Source organism: Acidaminococcus sp. AM33-14BH, assembly GCF_003603525.1.
GTDB classification, from domain to species: Bacteria; Bacillota; Negativicutes; order Acidaminococcales; family Acidaminococcaceae; genus Acidaminococcus; species Acidaminococcus intestini.
The window spans coordinates 1-17140 of the sequence record NZ_QTNG01000014.1; the positions used below are offsets into that span (position 1 = coordinate 1).

Annotated in this window: 15 protein-coding genes; 1 reads left to right on the forward strand and 14 read right to left on the reverse strand. The window is 50.8% G+C overall.

Annotation, left to right across the window (positions count from 1 at the left end):
* Nucleotides 1-190: 190 nt before the first annotated feature.
* From rpsI to DW817_RS09445, 5 genes are all read right to left on the reverse strand, one after another.
* A complete protein-coding gene (rpsI, locus tag DW817_RS09425) occupies nt 191-583 on the reverse strand; it encodes a 30S ribosomal protein S9 (RefSeq protein WP_009015557.1) in 393 nt (130 codons plus the stop codon).
* 20 nt (nt 584-603) lie between these two features.
* A complete protein-coding gene (rplM, locus tag DW817_RS09430; RefSeq protein WP_009015558.1) occupies nt 604-1041 on the reverse strand; it encodes a 50S ribosomal protein L13 in 438 nt (145 codons plus the stop codon).
* Between the two features lie 133 nt (nt 1042-1174).
* Entirely contained in the window at nt 1175-2077 is a 903-nt protein-coding gene (locus tag DW817_RS09435) for an ROK family protein (RefSeq protein ID WP_243634116.1), read from the reverse strand.
* Nucleotides 2078-2085: 8 nt separating this feature from the next.
* On the reverse strand, nt 2086-3552 hold the full coding sequence (gene gltX, locus DW817_RS09440; RefSeq protein WP_009015560.1) for a glutamate--tRNA ligase: 1467 nt from the start codon (nt 3550-3552) through the stop codon (nt 2086-2088).
* A gap of 93 nt (nt 3553-3645) precedes the next feature.
* A complete protein-coding gene (locus tag DW817_RS09445; RefSeq protein WP_120112281.1) occupies nt 3646-4890 on the reverse strand; it encodes a DEAD/DEAH box helicase in 1245 nt (414 codons plus the stop codon).
* Between the two features lie 210 nt (nt 4891-5100).
* On the opposite strand from DW817_RS09445, the gene DW817_RS09450 reads away from it, so the two are divergent.
* The gene (locus DW817_RS09450; protein ID WP_243634117.1) at nt 5101-6678 is read left to right on the forward strand and encodes a subtype B tannase; all 1578 of its coding nucleotides are present in this window, start codon (nt 5101-5103) and stop codon (nt 6676-6678) included.
* A 268-nt stretch (nt 6679-6946) separates the two neighbouring features.
* On the opposite strand, the gene DW817_RS09455 is transcribed toward DW817_RS09450, so the two are convergent.
* From DW817_RS09455 to DW817_RS09495, 9 genes are all read right to left on the reverse strand, one after another.
* Nucleotides 6947-8143 (reverse strand): pyridoxal phosphate-dependent aminotransferase, encoded by a 1197-nt coding sequence (locus DW817_RS09455; protein WP_009015563.1) that lies wholly within the window; start codon nt 8141-8143, stop codon nt 6947-6949.
* 12 nt (nt 8144-8155) lie between these two features.
* The gene (locus DW817_RS09460) at nt 8156-9814 is read right to left on the reverse strand and encodes a nucleoside kinase (protein WP_009015564.1); all 1659 of its coding nucleotides are present in this window, start codon (nt 9812-9814) and stop codon (nt 8156-8158) included.
* Nucleotides 9815-9888: 74 nt separating this feature from the next.
* Complete coding sequence (locus tag DW817_RS09465; protein ID WP_021736899.1) at nt 9889-11139, reverse strand: pyridoxal phosphate-dependent aminotransferase; 1251 nt, start codon at nt 11137-11139, stop codon at nt 9889-9891.
* A gap of 148 nt (nt 11140-11287) precedes the next feature.
* On the reverse strand, nt 11288-11476 hold the full coding sequence (locus DW817_RS10895; RefSeq protein ID WP_243634118.1) for a hypothetical protein: 189 nt from the start codon (nt 11474-11476) through the stop codon (nt 11288-11290).
* Nucleotides 11477-11825: 349 nt separating this feature from the next.
* Nucleotides 11826-13391, reverse strand: a complete 1566-nt coding sequence (locus DW817_RS09475; protein ID WP_021736892.1) for a hypothetical protein — start codon at nt 13389-13391, stop codon at nt 11826-11828.
* 38 nt (nt 13392-13429) lie between these two features.
* The gene (locus tag DW817_RS09480; protein ID WP_009015568.1) at nt 13430-14176 is read right to left on the reverse strand and encodes an A24 family peptidase; all 747 of its coding nucleotides are present in this window, start codon (nt 14174-14176) and stop codon (nt 13430-13432) included.
* Nucleotides 14177-14188: 12 nt separating this feature from the next.
* On the reverse strand, nt 14189-15715 hold the full coding sequence (locus DW817_RS09485) for a YifB family Mg chelatase-like AAA ATPase (protein WP_120112288.1): 1527 nt from the start codon (nt 15713-15715) through the stop codon (nt 14189-14191).
* Between the two features lie 66 nt (nt 15716-15781).
* Complete coding sequence (locus tag DW817_RS09490) at nt 15782-16135, reverse strand: YraN family protein (protein WP_009015570.1); 354 nt, start codon at nt 16133-16135, stop codon at nt 15782-15784.
* A 4-nt stretch (nt 16136-16139) separates the two neighbouring features.
* On the reverse strand, nt 16140-16952 hold the full coding sequence (locus DW817_RS09495) for a ribonuclease HII (protein ID WP_009015571.1): 813 nt from the start codon (nt 16950-16952) through the stop codon (nt 16140-16142).
* Nucleotides 16953-17140: the final 188 nt, after the last annotated feature.

Sequence of the window (17140 nt, forward strand, 5' to 3'; positions counted from 1 at the left end):
AAATGGGGTGAGGAAAGAATATTTCCTCACCCCAACATTTATTATAGAACCGATTTAATTATTTGTACGCTATAGAAAATTGCGCAGCTAATTTTTGTTGGTTTTAAACAATTTTGCAATAAAAAAAGCGCATCCCATCTTGGGATGCGCTTTTTCTCTTGCATAAACTTGCAATGGTTTGTAAGGCTCTTTATCTCTTGGAGAACTGGGAAGCCTTACGAGCTTTCTTCAAGCCGTATTTACGACGTTCCTTCTCGCGCGGGTCACGGGTCAGGAGACCAGCTTTTTTCAGAAGGGGACGGTAATCTCCGTCAACTTTCAGAAGGGCACGGGCAATACCGTGACGGACAGCGCCAGCCTGGCCAGCGATACCGCCGCCGACGACGTTAGCCGTAACATCATATTTACCCAGGGTTTCAGTCGTTTCGAGCGGTTGACGAACAACCAGTTCGAGGGTCTTGAGGCTGAAATATTCACTCAATTCGCGGCCGTTGATTACGATCTTGCCTTCGCCCGGAACAAGGCGAACACGAGCGACAGAGCTCTTGCGGCTGCCAGTTGCATCATAAGTAACTTTTGCCATTGTCTAGTTCTCCTCTCCTCTTAGCGAATATCGATGGTCAGAACTTCAGGCTTTTGTGCAGCATGAGGATGTTCAGAACCAGCGTATACATGCAGTTTTTTAATGATTTGGCTGCCCAGACGATTGTGGGGAACCATTCCGCGAACGGCCAATTCAACCATTCTGACCGGATTCTTGGCAAGCATATCGCCTGCTTTAGTATATTTATCGCCGCCCAGATAACCGGAGTGACGGAAGTAAACTTTCTGGACCAGTTTCTTGCCCGTCAGACGGACCTTGTCAGCATTGATGATGATGACATGATCCCCCGTGTCCATATGGGGCGTGAAAGTTGGTTTATGTTTACCGCGGAGCACCTTTGCGACTTCGGCAGCAAGACGGCCGAGGGTCTTATCGGCAGCATCCACTACGTACCATTTGCGTTCAATGGTAGACGGGGTTGCCATATATGTTTTCATCCTGATTCCTCCTAAATAAAAACTCAATCAATTGTCGTATCCAGTGATGAGTCTTATCAATCGCATCGGGGCTAACGACACAATCTCAAAGTGATACCCTAATATTATAGTGACTATCCTTTAGAATGTCAAATCATTTTTTCCCTTCCTGGCGGCGCTGCTGGTAGAGATAGAGGGCGCCCAGCATGCCCGCGTCGTTTTGGAATTGGGCCAGGGAAAGGGTCGTATGAGGCGTTAAAATGGCCGGCATCTTGGCGTCAAAGGCCGCCTTGAGATAGGGCATGAGGAGCTTCCTTTGGGCCGAGATTCCGCCGCCAATAACGATACGGTCCGGATTTACGATCCACGCCAGGGACACGATGCCCACCATCCAGCGGTCCACCCATTCGCGCAGGAGATGTGTCTCCATCTCCTCCCCTTTTTCCACAAAGGCAAAAAATTCCTGCCCCGTAAGGGATCCGAGCGTAAGGCCCCGCTTTATCTCCGCCGCCGTGAGAAGAGCTGAAACGCTGGCCCAGTTCTCCCACGTCTCAGAAGACCCCAAATAGGCCTGCCCCACTTCACCAGCCGCGTAGGACGCGCCGCGGTAAAGCCTGCCTTCATGGACCAAAGCACCGCCAATCCCCGTTCCGAGAGTCATGCACAGCAGCATATGAGCTCCTTTGCCAGCGCCTTGCCAGTATTCAGCAAGGGCCGCGCAGTTGACGTCATTTTCACAAAGAGCAGGAAGGCCTGTTTCCTTTTCAAGGAAATCCACAAGGTTCATGCGGTGAAGGCCGGGAAAAAACTGGCTTGGAAGGAGCAGTTCTCCCGTATCGCCGTTTACAACGCCTGCAAGGGAAACGGCAATCCCAGTAATGGGGAATGCATTTCTGACGCGCCGCACAAGGGAAAGGAGATCTGCGAGGAAGGCGTCCACCCCTTTTTCCCGAATACGGGTAGGCAGGCTCCCCTTTTGGAGAAACCTGCCTGTTTCATCTGCAACCCCAAACTTAATGGCTGTACCGCCAATATCAATGGTAAGGATGGGTTCCACGGGTGCTCCTATTTATTTTCAATGAAGGCGATGGCCTTTTCCAAGCGTTCCAAGGTCTTTTCACGACCGAGAAGAACCATGACATCGAACATGCCCGGGCTGAAGGTGCGGCCCGTCAGGGCAAGACGCGTCGGATGAATGACCTTTCCAAAGGAAATACCCATTTCATCCGCAATTTCATGGTAGGCCTGTTCAGTCGTCGCAAGGTCAAAGACAGGAAGAGCGGCCAGCTTGTCGTGGCATTTCCTAAGAAGGGATGCGTTTCCCGGTTTGAAATGCTTTTCGACGCCCTTTTCTTCGTAGCCGTCGAGGTCCTTAAAGAAATACGTCGACGCATCGGCCACTTCGGCAAGGGTCTTGACACGGACGCGAACCACATCGACAAGGTGAGCAAAATAATCCTTATGGGCTGCAAGATAGGCATCATCGACAAGGCCCTTTTCCTTGAAGAAAGGAATGGCAGCTTCAACGATGCGGTCAAGAGGCAGGCTGGAAAGATACTGACCGTTCATCCAGGTCAGTTTCTTCACGTCATAGACAGCTGCTTTCTGGCTCATCTTGCTGAAGTCAAAGACCTTCACCGTATCTTCGAGAGAGAAGATTTCTTCGTCATTGCCAGGCGCCCAGCCCAAAAGGGTCAGATAGTTTATGATAGCTTCTGGAAGATAACCTTGGCTGCGGAATTCTTCAACGCTCGTTGCTCCGTGGCGTTTACTGAGTTTGCTCCGATCCGGTGCAAGGATCATGGGCATATGACCGAATTGAGGGGCTTCCCAGCCCAGTGCCTGATAGATAAAGAGCTGTTTCGGCGTGTTGGAGACATGTTCTTCGGCGCGCAGGACATGGGTCATGCCCATGAGATGATCATCAACGACAACGGCAAAGTTATAGGTTGGGATACCGCTGCTCTTCATGATGACAAAATCATCGTATTGGTTCACATCAAACTGGATATCGCCATGGATCATATCATGGAAGCCAATCGTTCCTTCGAGAGGCACCTTGATGCGGACCGAATAGGATTCGCCATTTTCGACACGCTTCTTGGCCTCTTCTGGCGGAATGTCGCGGCAGGTCCTAGCATAGTGGAAGGGCTGTTTCAAGGCACGCTGCTTTTCACGCTGCTCCGCTAAGTCTTCGGCCGAGCAGAAGCAGTAGTAGGCCTTTCCTTCATCAATAAGTTGCTGGCAATATTTGCGGTAGATATCAAACCGTTCGGACTGGAAGTACGGACCGACAGGGCCGCCCACCTCAGGGCCTTCATCCCAACTAAGCCCCAGCCACTTCAAGCTCGTAATGATCTGGGAGACGGAATCTTCCTTCAAGCGGTCCTGATCCGTATCTTCAATACGAAGGACCAGCTTGCCGCCTTGGCTTCTCGCAAAAAGCCAGTTGAAAAGGGCCGTTCTGGCACCGCCAATATGCAAATATCCCGTTGGACTCGGGGCAAATCGTACGCGAACTTCTTTATCCATGGAAGCACCTCTTATCTAAATCTGAAAACATATAATCTTCATTATAGCACGTTTCTCCCTCCATGCGGGGATTTTTTGACCGTGCATAAGCCGTCACTTCTTCTGTTTGCGCGAAGCTTCGGCGTATTTTGTTCCCCGTTTGTTGGACCCGACGGCACTCTTGCCGCGTTTAGGGAGCCGCTTTTTCTTGGGGCGCACGGGCTTTACGGTCCGCCGCACCTTTTCACCGGCAAGGTTCTGCCGCTCCAAGGTGATGCCGAGCTTATCTTCAAGATGGGTCAGCCAGCGAGTCTCATCAGCTGTATAAAAGGTGATGGCCTCCCCTTCGTTGCCAGCCCGTCCCGTTCTGCCAATGCGATGGACGTACCAATCAGGGTCATGGGGAATATCAAAGTTCACGACCTGGGTCACGCCTTCCACATCAAGACCGCGGGCGGCAATATCGCTTGCCACAAGGATCTGGGTCTTGGCCTTACGGAAGCGTTCCATAGCTTGGCGCCGTTTCTGCTGGGACATATCGCCGTGAAGGACATCGGCATTGAAGCCTTTGCCATAGAGCCAGTCGTAGACCTCGATAGCTCGTTCCTTGCTCTTGCAGAAAACGAGCATGAGGAAGGGATTGCAGCGATCAATGATGGTTTGGAGGGCTTCTTCCTTATGGTCCTCACTTACTTTGATGCAGACCTGGTGGATGGTCGATGCCGTCGCTTCCTTGGGATCGATGTCAATGAGGCGGGGATTCTTGGTGATCATCTTGCCAAGTTTCCGCACTTCTTCATCAAGGGTTGCCGAGCACATCATGGTCTGATGGGGCTGGGGCATAAGGGCCAGCAAGGTTTCAATATCCTCGCCAAAGCCTTGGCGCAGCATTTCGTCCACTTCGTCAAGGACAAGGTAAGTTATGCCGCCAAGGCTCGTGTTGCCCTTGCGCAAGTGGTCCAAGAGGCGACCTGGCGTCCCCACAAGGACGTTGGCCTTATTGCCCAGTTTCCGCCGTTCTTCGTCATAGTCCTTGCCGCCGCTCACGGCAAGGACGCGGACTGGCGTGCCGTCAGCAAGCTTCTTGATTTCACCTGCCGTCTGCTGGGCCAGCTCCCTTGTCGGGGAAAGAATGAGGGCCTGGACGAAGGTCTTTACTTCCGTAATTTTTGTAAAAAGAGGCACGACAAAGGAAAGGGTCTTCCCCACCCCCGTCTGGGCGCGGCAAATGACGTCCCGTCCCTGCAAAAGGGCGGGGATGGCGCGTTCCTGCACAGGCGTCGGAATATCCTTTCCAGTCTGATGGAGTCGTTCAACAAGAGAAGGCGCAATCGCAAATTGAGCAAAACTACTTGGCATGGGGGTCTCTCCCTTCCTATTCATCAAAATTTCATGTTCTTCATTATATACTAAAGACCAAGAGTCAGGCAACGGAGGGTCCCCTGCCATTCTTCTTTTTCATTGCAAAAGGACGCTGCTTCCGTCCTTTGACAACCCCTACATTCCCTTCTACAATAGGAACGGATAAAAAACTGCGCTTTAATCCATACGCAAAAAGGAGTGACCTTGATGATATCAAAAAAAGCCGTTCTCTTAGGAGGCTTGAGCCTTCTTATTGGGACTGCCAGCGTGGCTGCCGCAAAGGAAGCTATCTGTTCCGAACAAATAATGCCTACAGTCCTTACCGCGCAAAAGCGGCCTGACGCGAAAAATCAGCGCTATGATCTTACTTTTATCCCTAAACCAGACCGCAAGGAAACCCTCACGGTAAATGGCAAAGCCGTTCCATTCTATGCCTACGAAAACCGAGTCTATGTCAGCCATCCCAAGGCGGCTGAATCAGAGAGCCTGACCCTCTACATTCCTGCCGCCTATCTGGAAGGCGGCCGCATCAATGGCTACAGTGCAAAAACAGCCCCCATTTTCATGCCAAACGGGGTGGGCGGCTATATGCCTGGCAAAATCCAGGCTCCTAGTGAGACAAATCGCGAAGGAACCGGTCCAAACGCCGTCCTTTATGCCCTATCTCGCGGTTATGTAGTTGCAGCTCCCGCCATACGGGGCCGCACTACTACAAATAGTGAAAACACGTATGTAGGAAAGGCGCCGGCACTCATCGTGGACTACAAAGCCGCGGTCCGCTATTTGCGGCATAACAGGGACCGCCTGCCCGCGGGCGATACCCAGCGGATCATTGCAAATGGAACCAGTGCAGGGGGAGCGCTTTCTGCCCTATTGGGCGCGACGGGAAATAGCGATGCCTATGAGCCTTATCTCAAAGAAATTGGCGCAGCCAAGGAACGGGATGATATTTTTGCGGCGAGCGTCTATTGTCCCATAACGGATCTATCCCATGCCGACATGGCCTATGAGTGGATCTTCAGCGGCGTCAACACCTACTTTCAGCAGCAGGGGCCCACTCAGGCAGCACCCAGTGACCGTCCCCTTCATGCGCCGCAGGAAAGCCTGACCGAGCATTCCATGACAGAAACGGAACAAGCTATTTCCAAAGAACTGAAATCCGCCTATCCAGCCTATGTCAACGCGCTGGGACTTGAAACCAAGGACTATGGAAAGCTCTTGCTTGACGTCGAAGGAAACGGTTCTTTTAAAGACTATATCAAAGGTCTTTATATGGCGTCGGCCCAAAAGGCACTGGACCAAGGCGTCAACGTGTCAAAAACGGATTGGATTCAAGTAAGCGATGGAAAAGTCGTTGATATGGATCTATCCCTTTATGCCCTTCTTGCAACGAGACTTAAAGCAGCACCGGCCTTCGATAAACTGGATAGTTCCGCTCCCGAAAATGATGAATTTGGCACGTCGGACGGCACGCCGCGCCACTTCACCCGTTTTTCCATGGACCATCGCACGGACCTTCGCTCCATGGTACCAGATAAGGAAGCACGCCTGATCAACCCCGTTTCCTTCCTTCAGGAAAAGGAAGGAAACGCGGCACCGCACTGGCGGATCCGTCATGGCAGCCTCGATCGGGATACTGCTCTTGCCATTCCTGCTGAACTTGCCTTACTGCTTCAAAAACGCGGCAAGGACGTTAATTTTGAAGTAGCTTGGGGAAAAGGTCATGCAGGAGATTATGACCTGTCAGAACTGTTTGATTGGCTGGATAGAATCTGCCGCTCGTAATTTCACGTACCCCTTAGGAATGAAAACAGCCCTATATAAAAAACGGAAGAAAGTGGAGAAATCCCCTTTCTTCCGTATTTTTATGATCAAAAGTCTTGATTTTAAGGAAACGATCTCTTGCCATTAGCCTTTTTCCATATAGTACCGGCGGAAGCCATTGAAAAGGGTGGACGGAAAAGAATCATGCGTTCTTTCCCGCCACCTTATTACAACGGCCTTTTTAGGTTGTGTTCATAGCTCCCGCCATGCTGCGGCACGCAGATGCGCCTTACAGAGTCCGTCCTGGATACTGTTTCAAGCCTTCGGCAAGGATATGCATGGCTTTTTTGAGGTCTTCACAGTTGAGGACGTAAGCAATGCGGCATTCGTCGCGGCCCCGGTCCGGAGAAGATACATAGAAGCCATTTCCTGGCGTAATCATGACCGTTTCATTATCGATGGCAAAATCGGTGAGGAGCCATTGGGCAAACTTTTCGATGTTGTCAACAGGCAATTTGACCATGACATAAAAAGCCCCTTTCGGTTCGGACGAAATGACGCCAGGCATAGCAGAGAGGGCTTCCTTCAGGGTATCGCGGCGGCGCGTATATTCATTGCGCACCTCTTCCCAATAAGAAGCCGGTGTCGTATAAAGCCCCGTTGCCCCGGCCTGATCCAATTGGGAAACAGAAAGACGTGCCTGGCAGCATTTAAGGAGCTGGGCACTGAGTTCCTTGTTCTTGGTCATCACGCAGCCAATCCGGGCCCCACACGCACTGTAGCGTTTAGAAACAGAATCGATCATGATAAGGTGCTCTGCCAGTTCCGGCATGGTGCCAAAGCTCTTATATTCGCCATCATAGACAAATTCACGATAAACTTCATCGGCAATAAGGGCAAGGTCATGTTTGCGGACGATGCGGCTGATAAGAGCCATTTCCTGTTCCGTATAAATGACGCCCGTCGGGTTTCCTGGGTTTGAAATCAGAATGGCCCGCGTCCGGGAATTGATGTGCTTTTCGATCTCGGCTTCACTGGGCAGGTGGTACCCATCGTGTGCTGACGTGGGAACGCCGCTGATTTCAACATTATAAGCACCGACAAAGCTCTTATAGTTGGCATAAAAAGGTTCAAACATAAGGATGTTGTCGCCAGGATCGCAGGTCGTCATGACGGCAAAGGCAATGGCTTCGCTGCCGCCATTGGTTACATAGATGTCATCTAGATTGTAGTCCATCCCCCAGTCATGGTAATACTTCTGGATAGCCTTGATCAGGCCTTCCTGTCCCTGGGACTTACCATATTCAAGCACAGCCGGATGGAACTTTTTCACGGCGTCAAAGAAGCTGTCCGGCGTTGCAATATCAGGCTGACCAATATTCAAATGGTAGATCTTGCGTCCTGCCTTCTCTGCTGCATTGGCCATTGGTGCCAGCTTACGAATGGGGGAAGTGGGGATTTTTTTTGTGCGTTCAGAAATATACATGAGCCTTCTCCTTTACAATAAATCTCCAAATACAGAATGGCCGATGAACTCGCGAATGATGGAGTTGTTGGGAATGGGCTCATCATCAATCGGTTCAACGATACTCAGCATACTTTTCAGTTTGGATGCCACCGTGTACTCTGCTGTATCTGGCTGGATCCGTTCCAATAAGGGGTAAGCATACTTCTTGAAGACTGCCAGTTCGTAGATAAGGGTCGTATTAAAGAGGATGTCGGCTTCTTCACTGAAAGGAAAAATATATTTTTCCTCTCCGGCCCTCACCTTATGCCAATTTTGGATTGTTGTGATAGCATCGTGGGACCGGAAGAGTGAATCCCGCACCATCCGGCGCAAGAGACGCATATCCGTTGTGGGAATCCGGTTGTAGTCATCAAAGGAAAGGGGCGTCAGGGCACTGATGTAGATCTTCATCTTTTCCCGGCGCGGTACGGATGACGAGACCGCTTCGTTGAGACCATGGATTCCTTCTACAATAAGGACACCGTCATCTCCCAACTGTTCCTTTTGGTCCCGGTAGCTCCGGGTCCCCGTGTGAAAGCTGAAATGAGGAATGGTTACAGTTTTTCCTTGAAGAAGCTCGTGAAGCTGCTCGTTGAAAAGATCCGTATCAAGGGCACCCAAGGATTCAAAATCATAACTTCCATCAGGAAGACGCGGCGTATCCTTGCGTTCCTTGAAATAGTTATCCATGGAAATCGGGATGGGTCGCATGCCATTGACGCGCAGCTGAACGGCCAGACGCTGGGAAAAAGTTGTTTTTCCCGATGAGGATGGACCAGCAATGAGGACTAACCGAACCCCCCGCTCCTCACTGGCAATGGCATCTGCAATCTGGGCAATCTTTTTTTCATGCTGTGCTTCACAGGCCAGGATGATTTCCCGGCTGTTGCCCCGTTTGATGAACTGGTTCAGGGCAGCAACCGTCGGACAATGCAGACGCTGCCCCATCTTTTCAGAATCGGCATAGACCGCGGCCAATTTATCCCGGCGAGCAAATGGTTCAAGGCGGTCATAGTGTCCCCTTTTTCCATAACGCAGGAGGATTCCTGACCCCATTCGGATCAGTTCAAATTCCTTAAGATAGCCCAAATGAGGCAAAAGGGGGTTCACGAAATAGGCACTCACTCCGTCCAGTTCATAAACTGGAATCTCCACATCATCCGGCAAGGCAGACAGAAGCGGCGCCTGATCACAATAAAAACGAGGTTTTACATAGGACCAGGCTTCCTGCTTTTTCTTAAAGGAAAGCGTGATGGGGGTCTTTTCCTGGATCATAGCTTTCATCTCGGCAGCCACATCGGCCAAGTCGTAATCGCTGAGGACAATCTTATTCTTGATGTCGCAATAAAGTGCATTGCCAAACGTATTCTGCACTTCCAGCATAACCTGCGGACGAGCTCGGTTCATGGCAGCAATAAGGACAAACAAAAAAGTGCTGATGTACGTATTATAACTCTCCACACTGTTCATATCAAGGAAACAAATTCGATCCCCTTCCTGAGGAATCATTTGCAAGGGAACTTCCCGTCCATTCAGGACTCCCAAGGCAATAGGAGTATCATACGCTGCCTGATAGTCAGGAGCAATGTCCACTAATGGTGTACCTTCTTGATAATTTCTTTGTTTTCCATCGGGTCCAACGAGTTGCATCGAATCAGCTCCTTCTAAAGTTATCGCGTTAAGGAAAAAGGGGTGCTGCCTCACGCAACACCCCTTTGACGACCTTATTCACCAACGGCATCCATGGCTTTCTTGATTTTCTTGGCCATACCGTAGATTTTACTGAGCGGTGTACAGCAAAGTCCAACACGGACACCAGCTGCAAGCGGCACACAGAAGATATTGTCTTCATGGAGCTTATTGCAGACTGCCTCCGAATCCTTTGCCGGGATGGACAGGAAGAAGCCGGAAATATAAGGCATCATCTTGAGGCCGCATTCCTGGGCTTCCCTCGTGAAGACATCGCCCCGTTCCTGAATCATCTTATAGTAATGGTTCCGTTCTTTCTGGATATCATCCAGAAGCTTTTTGTCCTTGTAGATGGTGGCAAGCGTATCCATGGCACCGCGGTTGCAGTTGGACCAGGTGCTGCGGCTCGTAAACTTATTGACGTCCACGAATTCCTGGATCTGATCCTTGCTGGAAGAAACACCGATGAGGGCGCCGCTGCGCTGTCCATACATGGAAAAGCTCTTGGAAAGGCTGTAGCAGATCAAGACAAAAATATTTTCTGGCAAATGGCTGAGCTTCTTGAAGATCTTGCGGACCTCTTCCCTTTCACCGGCATAGTCAATATAGGCTACATCAAGGGCAAGGACAGCCTTTTTATTTGTTCCCTTGATGGAATCTTCCAACATGTGAAGCACATTTTCAACATCTTCCGGCGTCAGGCTGAATCCTGTCGGATTATGGGCCGGCGTGTTGATGATGACAAGGACACGGTCCTGTTTCTTGAGAAGCTCCTGTACTTTTTCCCGAAGTCCTTCCAAATTGAACCGGTGGTCTTCTGTCACCATGGGATAGGTGTCAAAATTGCGGTTCATATCGCGGCACATGGTCTTGTAAGGGCCCCAATACCAAGCGCTTGTAAGCACCGTATCACCAGGCATCGTGTAGTTCCAGATGCAGTGATGGACGGCACCGCTGCCGCCAGCGGTTGCAACTGCAGCCGTGTAGCAGCCATCCGGACGGGACTGGCCAAAACAGGCACCCTGGACAAGATCCAGGAATTCCGGGAGTCCTGTAATAGGTGCGTATCTAAACAGTTCCGCATCGGACAAACTATGATAGACTTTGGCAACCGTCGGCAGTACAACAAAATTGCCATCATTATCCAGCATCACGCCAATCGTGGAATTTGTGACCTTATCTGCGCCAATTTCCTTGATCCGATTCTGGGCCGCTTCGCTGGCACCAAAAATACGGTCCTTTGCTGATTTCCCTTGTGCATGCGGTGCTACACAGCTGATTGACATAGAATAAATCCTCCCCTCGATGTGGGCCTTTCCGTGCCCAATCCATCTTACATGGAACTCATTATATAACGAATATTTATAGGGCATAGCGCTCTATCGTTTATTATCTCATCATTTGGGATTTTGGTCAATCGTTAGGGAAATGATTCTATATCGTTACAATTTCCGTTGCAAAGTGAACAATTTTAGTTTGAAGTATCAACTTATTCCCTTTTTCGCTCCGTTTCAAGAGGGTTTCCTCCGCGTGCATGCCTTGTCCTTTTTGCTCAAAGAGTTCAAAAAAAACCAAGATTTCAAAATAGCTTCCTTCTAAAGAAAGCTCGACAGTCTGTGCCATGACGCCATTTTTTTCCTTTACAGGACCCGAACGAAGAAAAAGCAGGCGACAGCCGCTTGCCTCCCCCCATTGAGTCAGTGCCTGAAGGATTTGGGAAGTAGAACGCTCAGGAGGGACCTCTTTTTCCAAGGCCGCAAGCTGACCATAAAGACGATTTTCCCTTTCCGCGTCATAATGACGATAAAAAAACAAGACCTCCTGATTCTCTTTACGAAGCTGCTGCAGAAATCCATAACGGGGATAAAAGAATGCGCCCTCCACAAAAAGAAACATAAGAAAGGTCACGCAAAAAAGCAGGAAGGCTCCCATAAGACCTTTGGGAAGGCTTTGCTTCACAAAAAAGCAGGACTCAGTCCGTTCCATCATGGGTCCTTCCTTTCTCCAAATGGATCAAGACAGTAAAATCAAGGGCCTTACCTGTCTTATCCTGGCTATCTTTGCCTTCCATATCTCCCAGCGTCACTTTTTTGACCGCAGGCAAACGGGAAAGATCCTTCGTCCAAATAAACAGAGGCTGCCGCTTTCTTGTCTTTCCCCTGATTTCAAGGATGGCACCTTTGGATGAGCGGCGGTCCTCCACGCTTTCAAGAACACATTCACTGGGAAGGCTTGTGCCCAGTTCCGTCAAAAGAGTGTGCCAAGACAGCGTCCGTTTTTCCGCCTCTGAAAGAAGTTCTGTCAAAGTATGGATGCTTTGTTCCGTCCTCCGATGCTGAAAAAGCCGGTCTTTCCAAAGGGAAATCGCCCGCTTTTGCTCGAGAAGCTGCTTTTTTTCATGGACAAGGTAAAGATGAGACGAAAAAAGAAAAACGGCCAAAACGCAAGTCATAGCAGCAAGGGCCCTTGTCAAAGGCTCTATAAAACGACGAGGAAGCCACTTTTCCTTATCACGTCCGGCTTGCAGATCAAGATAATAAGGGGGACTTCCTTTCTGTGCGGCTCCTAGAAGGGGTAGGATCTTCTGTCGGTCAAGCTTCCAGTGCGCCTGTTCAAAACGCTCTGCAGCCATGCCAAAACCGGAGCTTGGGAAATTGTGTACGGCAAGGGACGTCACTTCAGCAAGGGTGGAAAGGAAGGCGTCCTCAGCTTCCTTTTCTCCCCATACGAAAAGATCCGTAAAGGAAAGCTCCATGGCTTCATCCAAATAAGAGGTGAGATGCTTGACTTGGGATTTCCAGCGCTGAGCCTCTTCTTCCGGGGAAAGGCCAGCAGCCTTTTCCTTTTCATAATAGGGTCCATAGACTTTGGCAGATGGCAAGGTGTCCCAGGTTTCACTCGCTATGGGGAGTCCTTTTTCATAGGCAGTCAAGGTTCCACCCGTCCCTTCTCGGGAAAGAACAAGGGCCGTCCCGCGTTCCGTCTCAGGAAGGAGCCGCCCCAGGGACAGTGCCATTGGTTCAATTTTTACCAAGCAGCAGGAAAGCATGTCTGCAAGACATTCAAAAAACTCCAGTTCCACAAGAGGCGCCGCGGCGATGAGGGCGGAAAGAGGCGATCCTTTTTTCCCCATGACTTCAAGGACTGGTCCGAAGGTTCCTTCTTCATACGGGACATACTGGAGAGCCTCCCATAATACGGCATCCTTCCACTCCTTTTCCGGCAGTTCCGGGAGTTCCAACTGAGAGAGGAACCCATCCCCATGGGAAAGGACAATAGCAAGGGCCTTCAAAGGAATGCCTTTGTGCTGACAGATTTCCCGAATAAGCGCCGCCATGGCACCCGGATCATCCCAGCGTTTCTTTCCAGATAATGGAGGGGGCAAAGCAGCCGCTGCATAACGCTGGATTTCATAGGTCCCGCTTCTTCCCTTTGCGAACGCCGCAAGACAAAGAGCTTCCTTTTGAAGGAAGAGAACCGTCATCTTTTGCGGATAGGGACGAAACAGATTAAGAAAGTAAAGCAAAATGGCATGCATGGGAACGTCTCCTTACAACAGGGCGTAGTGGAAAGGGATTAGAACAAAAAGAGCTGGAAATAAAGACGGGCCACATCAGGACGCACGAAAAGAAAAAAGGCAGCCGTGCACAAAAATGGGGCAAATGGCAGAGGATCTCGCCACTTACGGCGGCCCAAGGCCATCATCAGGGCGGAAAAAGCAATGCCTAAGAGAGAGGCAAGAAAAAGGGTCAGGAGACTGCGCTCCCCATCAAGAAAAAGGCCGAGGGAAAAAGCGAGGGTTACATCACCAAAACCCATGCGGCCGCGGGATAAGCCATAAATCATCCACAGCGGAAGTCCCAAAAACAAGCTGCCTCCCACCATACGAAAGAAGGATGCACCGAACAAAAGATGGAATAGAGCCCCGCCAATCAAAAAGAGGAGGGATGCATCATAGACAAATTTTTCCTTCCCATCCATGACCGAAATGAGAACAAGAAAAGAAAAGAGATAAAAAGTAAGAAAAAGCAAAGGAGATGGAGCAGTGCCCCTTCCAAGGAGGGCAAAAGAGCCCCCCATCCCGACTTCCCACCATAAGAGATCCTTTTTAAGCGGCGCTAGACAGTAGCGGCAGCGGCCGCCGAGGCGAAGATAGCTCCACAGCGGGATTAAATCAAAAAAGCCCAGCCGATGACCGCAGGCATCACAATGAGAAGCTGGAAAAAAGAGGCTTTCCCCACGCGGAAGCCGGTCCGCGCAAAGTGCGAGGAAGCTTCCCGTGCAAAGTCCTGCAAGAATATAAAAAAGGGTCAGAAGCATCATGCAATTCCTTCCTCAAGACTGAATGCTGGTCCGCAGCTGAATGGCTTCCCCCAAATGGGATTCATCTATTTTTTCGGCTTCATCCAAGTCAGCAATGGTTCGGGCGACCTTGATGATTCGGTCGTGGCTTCTTGCACTGAGCCCCAACGCCGTAAAATAGGATTCCAGCATCTTTTCAGCGCCCTCCGTAAGGGGACAAAAAGCCTTCACTTCCCTACGACCCATACTGGCATTGCAGAACTTATGGGTCCCTTGGAGCCGTTCCTGCTGCCGCGCCCGGGCGGCAACCACGCGCTTTCTGATAGCGGCTGAACTTTCCGTTGGGCGGGTCCCCTTCATTTCCTTGTACTGCAGACGGGGCACGTGGATCTGGATGTCAATGCGGTCCAAGAGAGGCCCGCTGATCTTTTTCTGGTAACGCTGGATATCCCCGGTCCGGCAAGTACACTGATGGATGCCGTCCTCTTCTCCCCAAAAGCCGCAGGGGCAGGGATTCTGGGCTGCTACCAAGATGAAATCAGCAGGGAAAGTCAGTGTTGCCTGAACGCGGCTGATGGTAACAATCCGGTCCTCCAGCGGCTGCCGGAGAACCTCCAGGGAACTGCGAGTAAATTCCGGCAGTTCATCAAGAAAGAGTACCCCATGATGACTTAAGGTCACTTCCCCCGGTTTGGGGATACTGCCGCCGCCTATAAGGGCACTGTTTGAAACCGTATGATGAGGACTGCGAAAGGGTCGTTCCATGACAATGCCATGGCGATGACTGAGGAGACCAGCAATACTATAGATTTTTGTAACCTCAAGGGCTTCTTCCTCAGTCATAGGCGGCAGAATGGTCGGAAGACGCCGTGCCAGCATAGTCTTACCTGCGCCAGGCGCGCCTACCATAAGGATATTATGTCCGCCGGCGGCTGCGATTTCGAGAGCCCTTTTGGCCACGACCTGTCCTTGGACATCGGAAAAATCGACAGTTGTCGGAATTTCCTCTTCAGAAAACCGCAGGCATTTTTTTAACGGCAAAAGTGCCGCTTCCCCTTTGAGATGACGGACAATCTCACTTAAATGATGGGCCGTAAAAACATTGATGCCATCTACGAGTTCCCCTTCCTCGGCATTGCCTGCGGGAATAAAGATGCTTCCCCGCCCTTCGTCCCGTGCTCGTAAAATCATGGGCAGAATACCGCTCACCGGCCGCAGGGACCCATCAAGGGCGAGTTCACCTACAAAGACAGGGGCATCATCCTTAGGCAGTTCCAATCTTGCCTGGGCAGCCAGGATACCTATGGCAATGGGCAGATCGAGACCGGATCCGTCTTTTTTTAGATCGGCAGGAGCAAGGTTGACCGTAATATGCTGATCGGGAAACTTGCAGCTTGAATTCTTGATGGCACTGCGGACACGCTCCCGGGATTCCTTGACAGCTGTATCAGCCAGTCCCACAATTTCAAAATTAAACTTTCCATTGGCCACATCAACCTCAACAACAATCATTTCGCCATTGATGCCGCAAGTCGTTTCTCCCCATGTCCGTGCGTACAATATCGTCACTCCTTCTTTGGGACAAGCTGCCTAAAAACAGTCAACAGGTCCCGCCTTTGTTCCCGGTTACAAATAGTTTTTTAAATGATTGAGCTGAAAATGGCCAAAGAGCATCATGATTTCAATGACGTCATAGCGGATCCGGTCGCCGGGGCGTTTATGGTCCTGCAGATACTCATAGGCGGTTTCCCTGATGCGAGCGGCTTTTTCCTCCGTAACGGCATCGCGGGGTCTGCCATAAAGGTCAGTTCGGCGGCTCTTGACTTCAACAAAGACAAGCAGATGCCCCTTACGGGCCACAAGATCAAGTTCCCCATGACTGGAACTGTAGTTTTGGGCCTCAATGATATACCCTTGATGCCGGAGATAGGCCGCGGCTGCCCGCTCCCCCCAGCGGCCGAAACGAGTCCGTTCGTGCATCGCGCTATTTGAGCTTCAGGAGCTTGTCTTCGCTGATGGCAGGCGGTAAGGCGAGCCGGCTGGCAAGTCCCTTGATGGGTTCATAGGTCCTACGGTGCCACGGCGTTACACCCAAGGCCGCAAGGGCATCCAAATGGGCCTTTGACCCATAGCCTTTATTCGAAGAAAAGCCATATCCCGGATAGGTCTGATCGAGTTCCACCATGATACGGTCACGGGTCACCTTCGCAATGATGGAAGCGGCCGCAATCGCCGCACTGCGGGCATCACCATGAACAAGATCCTTCACGGGAATACCGACCAGGGAAAGTGGCATAGCATCGGTCAGTGCTGCATCCGGGGCTGCTGAAAGATGAGTCAGACACATCTGCATGGATTGTTTTGCCGCCTGATAGATATTAAGCGTGTCAATTTCCTGCGGCCCTAGGATGCGAACCGTCACGGCAAGTGCCTGCTGCAAGATTTCGTCATAAAGTGCCTCTCGGCGTTTCGGAGGGACTTTCTTGGAATCATTGAGTCCCGGCAGGTCAATTTCATGGGGCAGGATAACGGCAGCTGTTACCAAGGGGCCTGCTAACGGCCCTCGACCCGCCTCATCGGTTCCAGCGACATGGACAAATCCTTGTTCCCAAAAGATCCGTTCCGGTTCCATAAGGGCAGCAAGGCGCTCCTTTTCCGCCGCCATGCGGGCACACCGTTTATCATAGGACGCAAGGAGGCGCTGGACCCCTTTCCGTTCATCCCTGCGCCAGACAGCAAGATCCTCCTTAGCAGGCATATGAGAAAGGGCGGCTTTTATTTCTGCAATGGAATGCATCTCATCATCTTCCTTTTCTTTCTGGTTGAGTGGTCCAAGGACCTTATGGGCGTCATTATATCATGAATCCAGGGCTATGTGGGGTGCTTTGGCTGAATGGGTCTCCAAGCGTGCTAAAAGTCCTTTTTCAAGGGATGAACGGCCCTAATGAATTGTTTTATCAAAAAGCAAAAAGACTGCTGCACAAA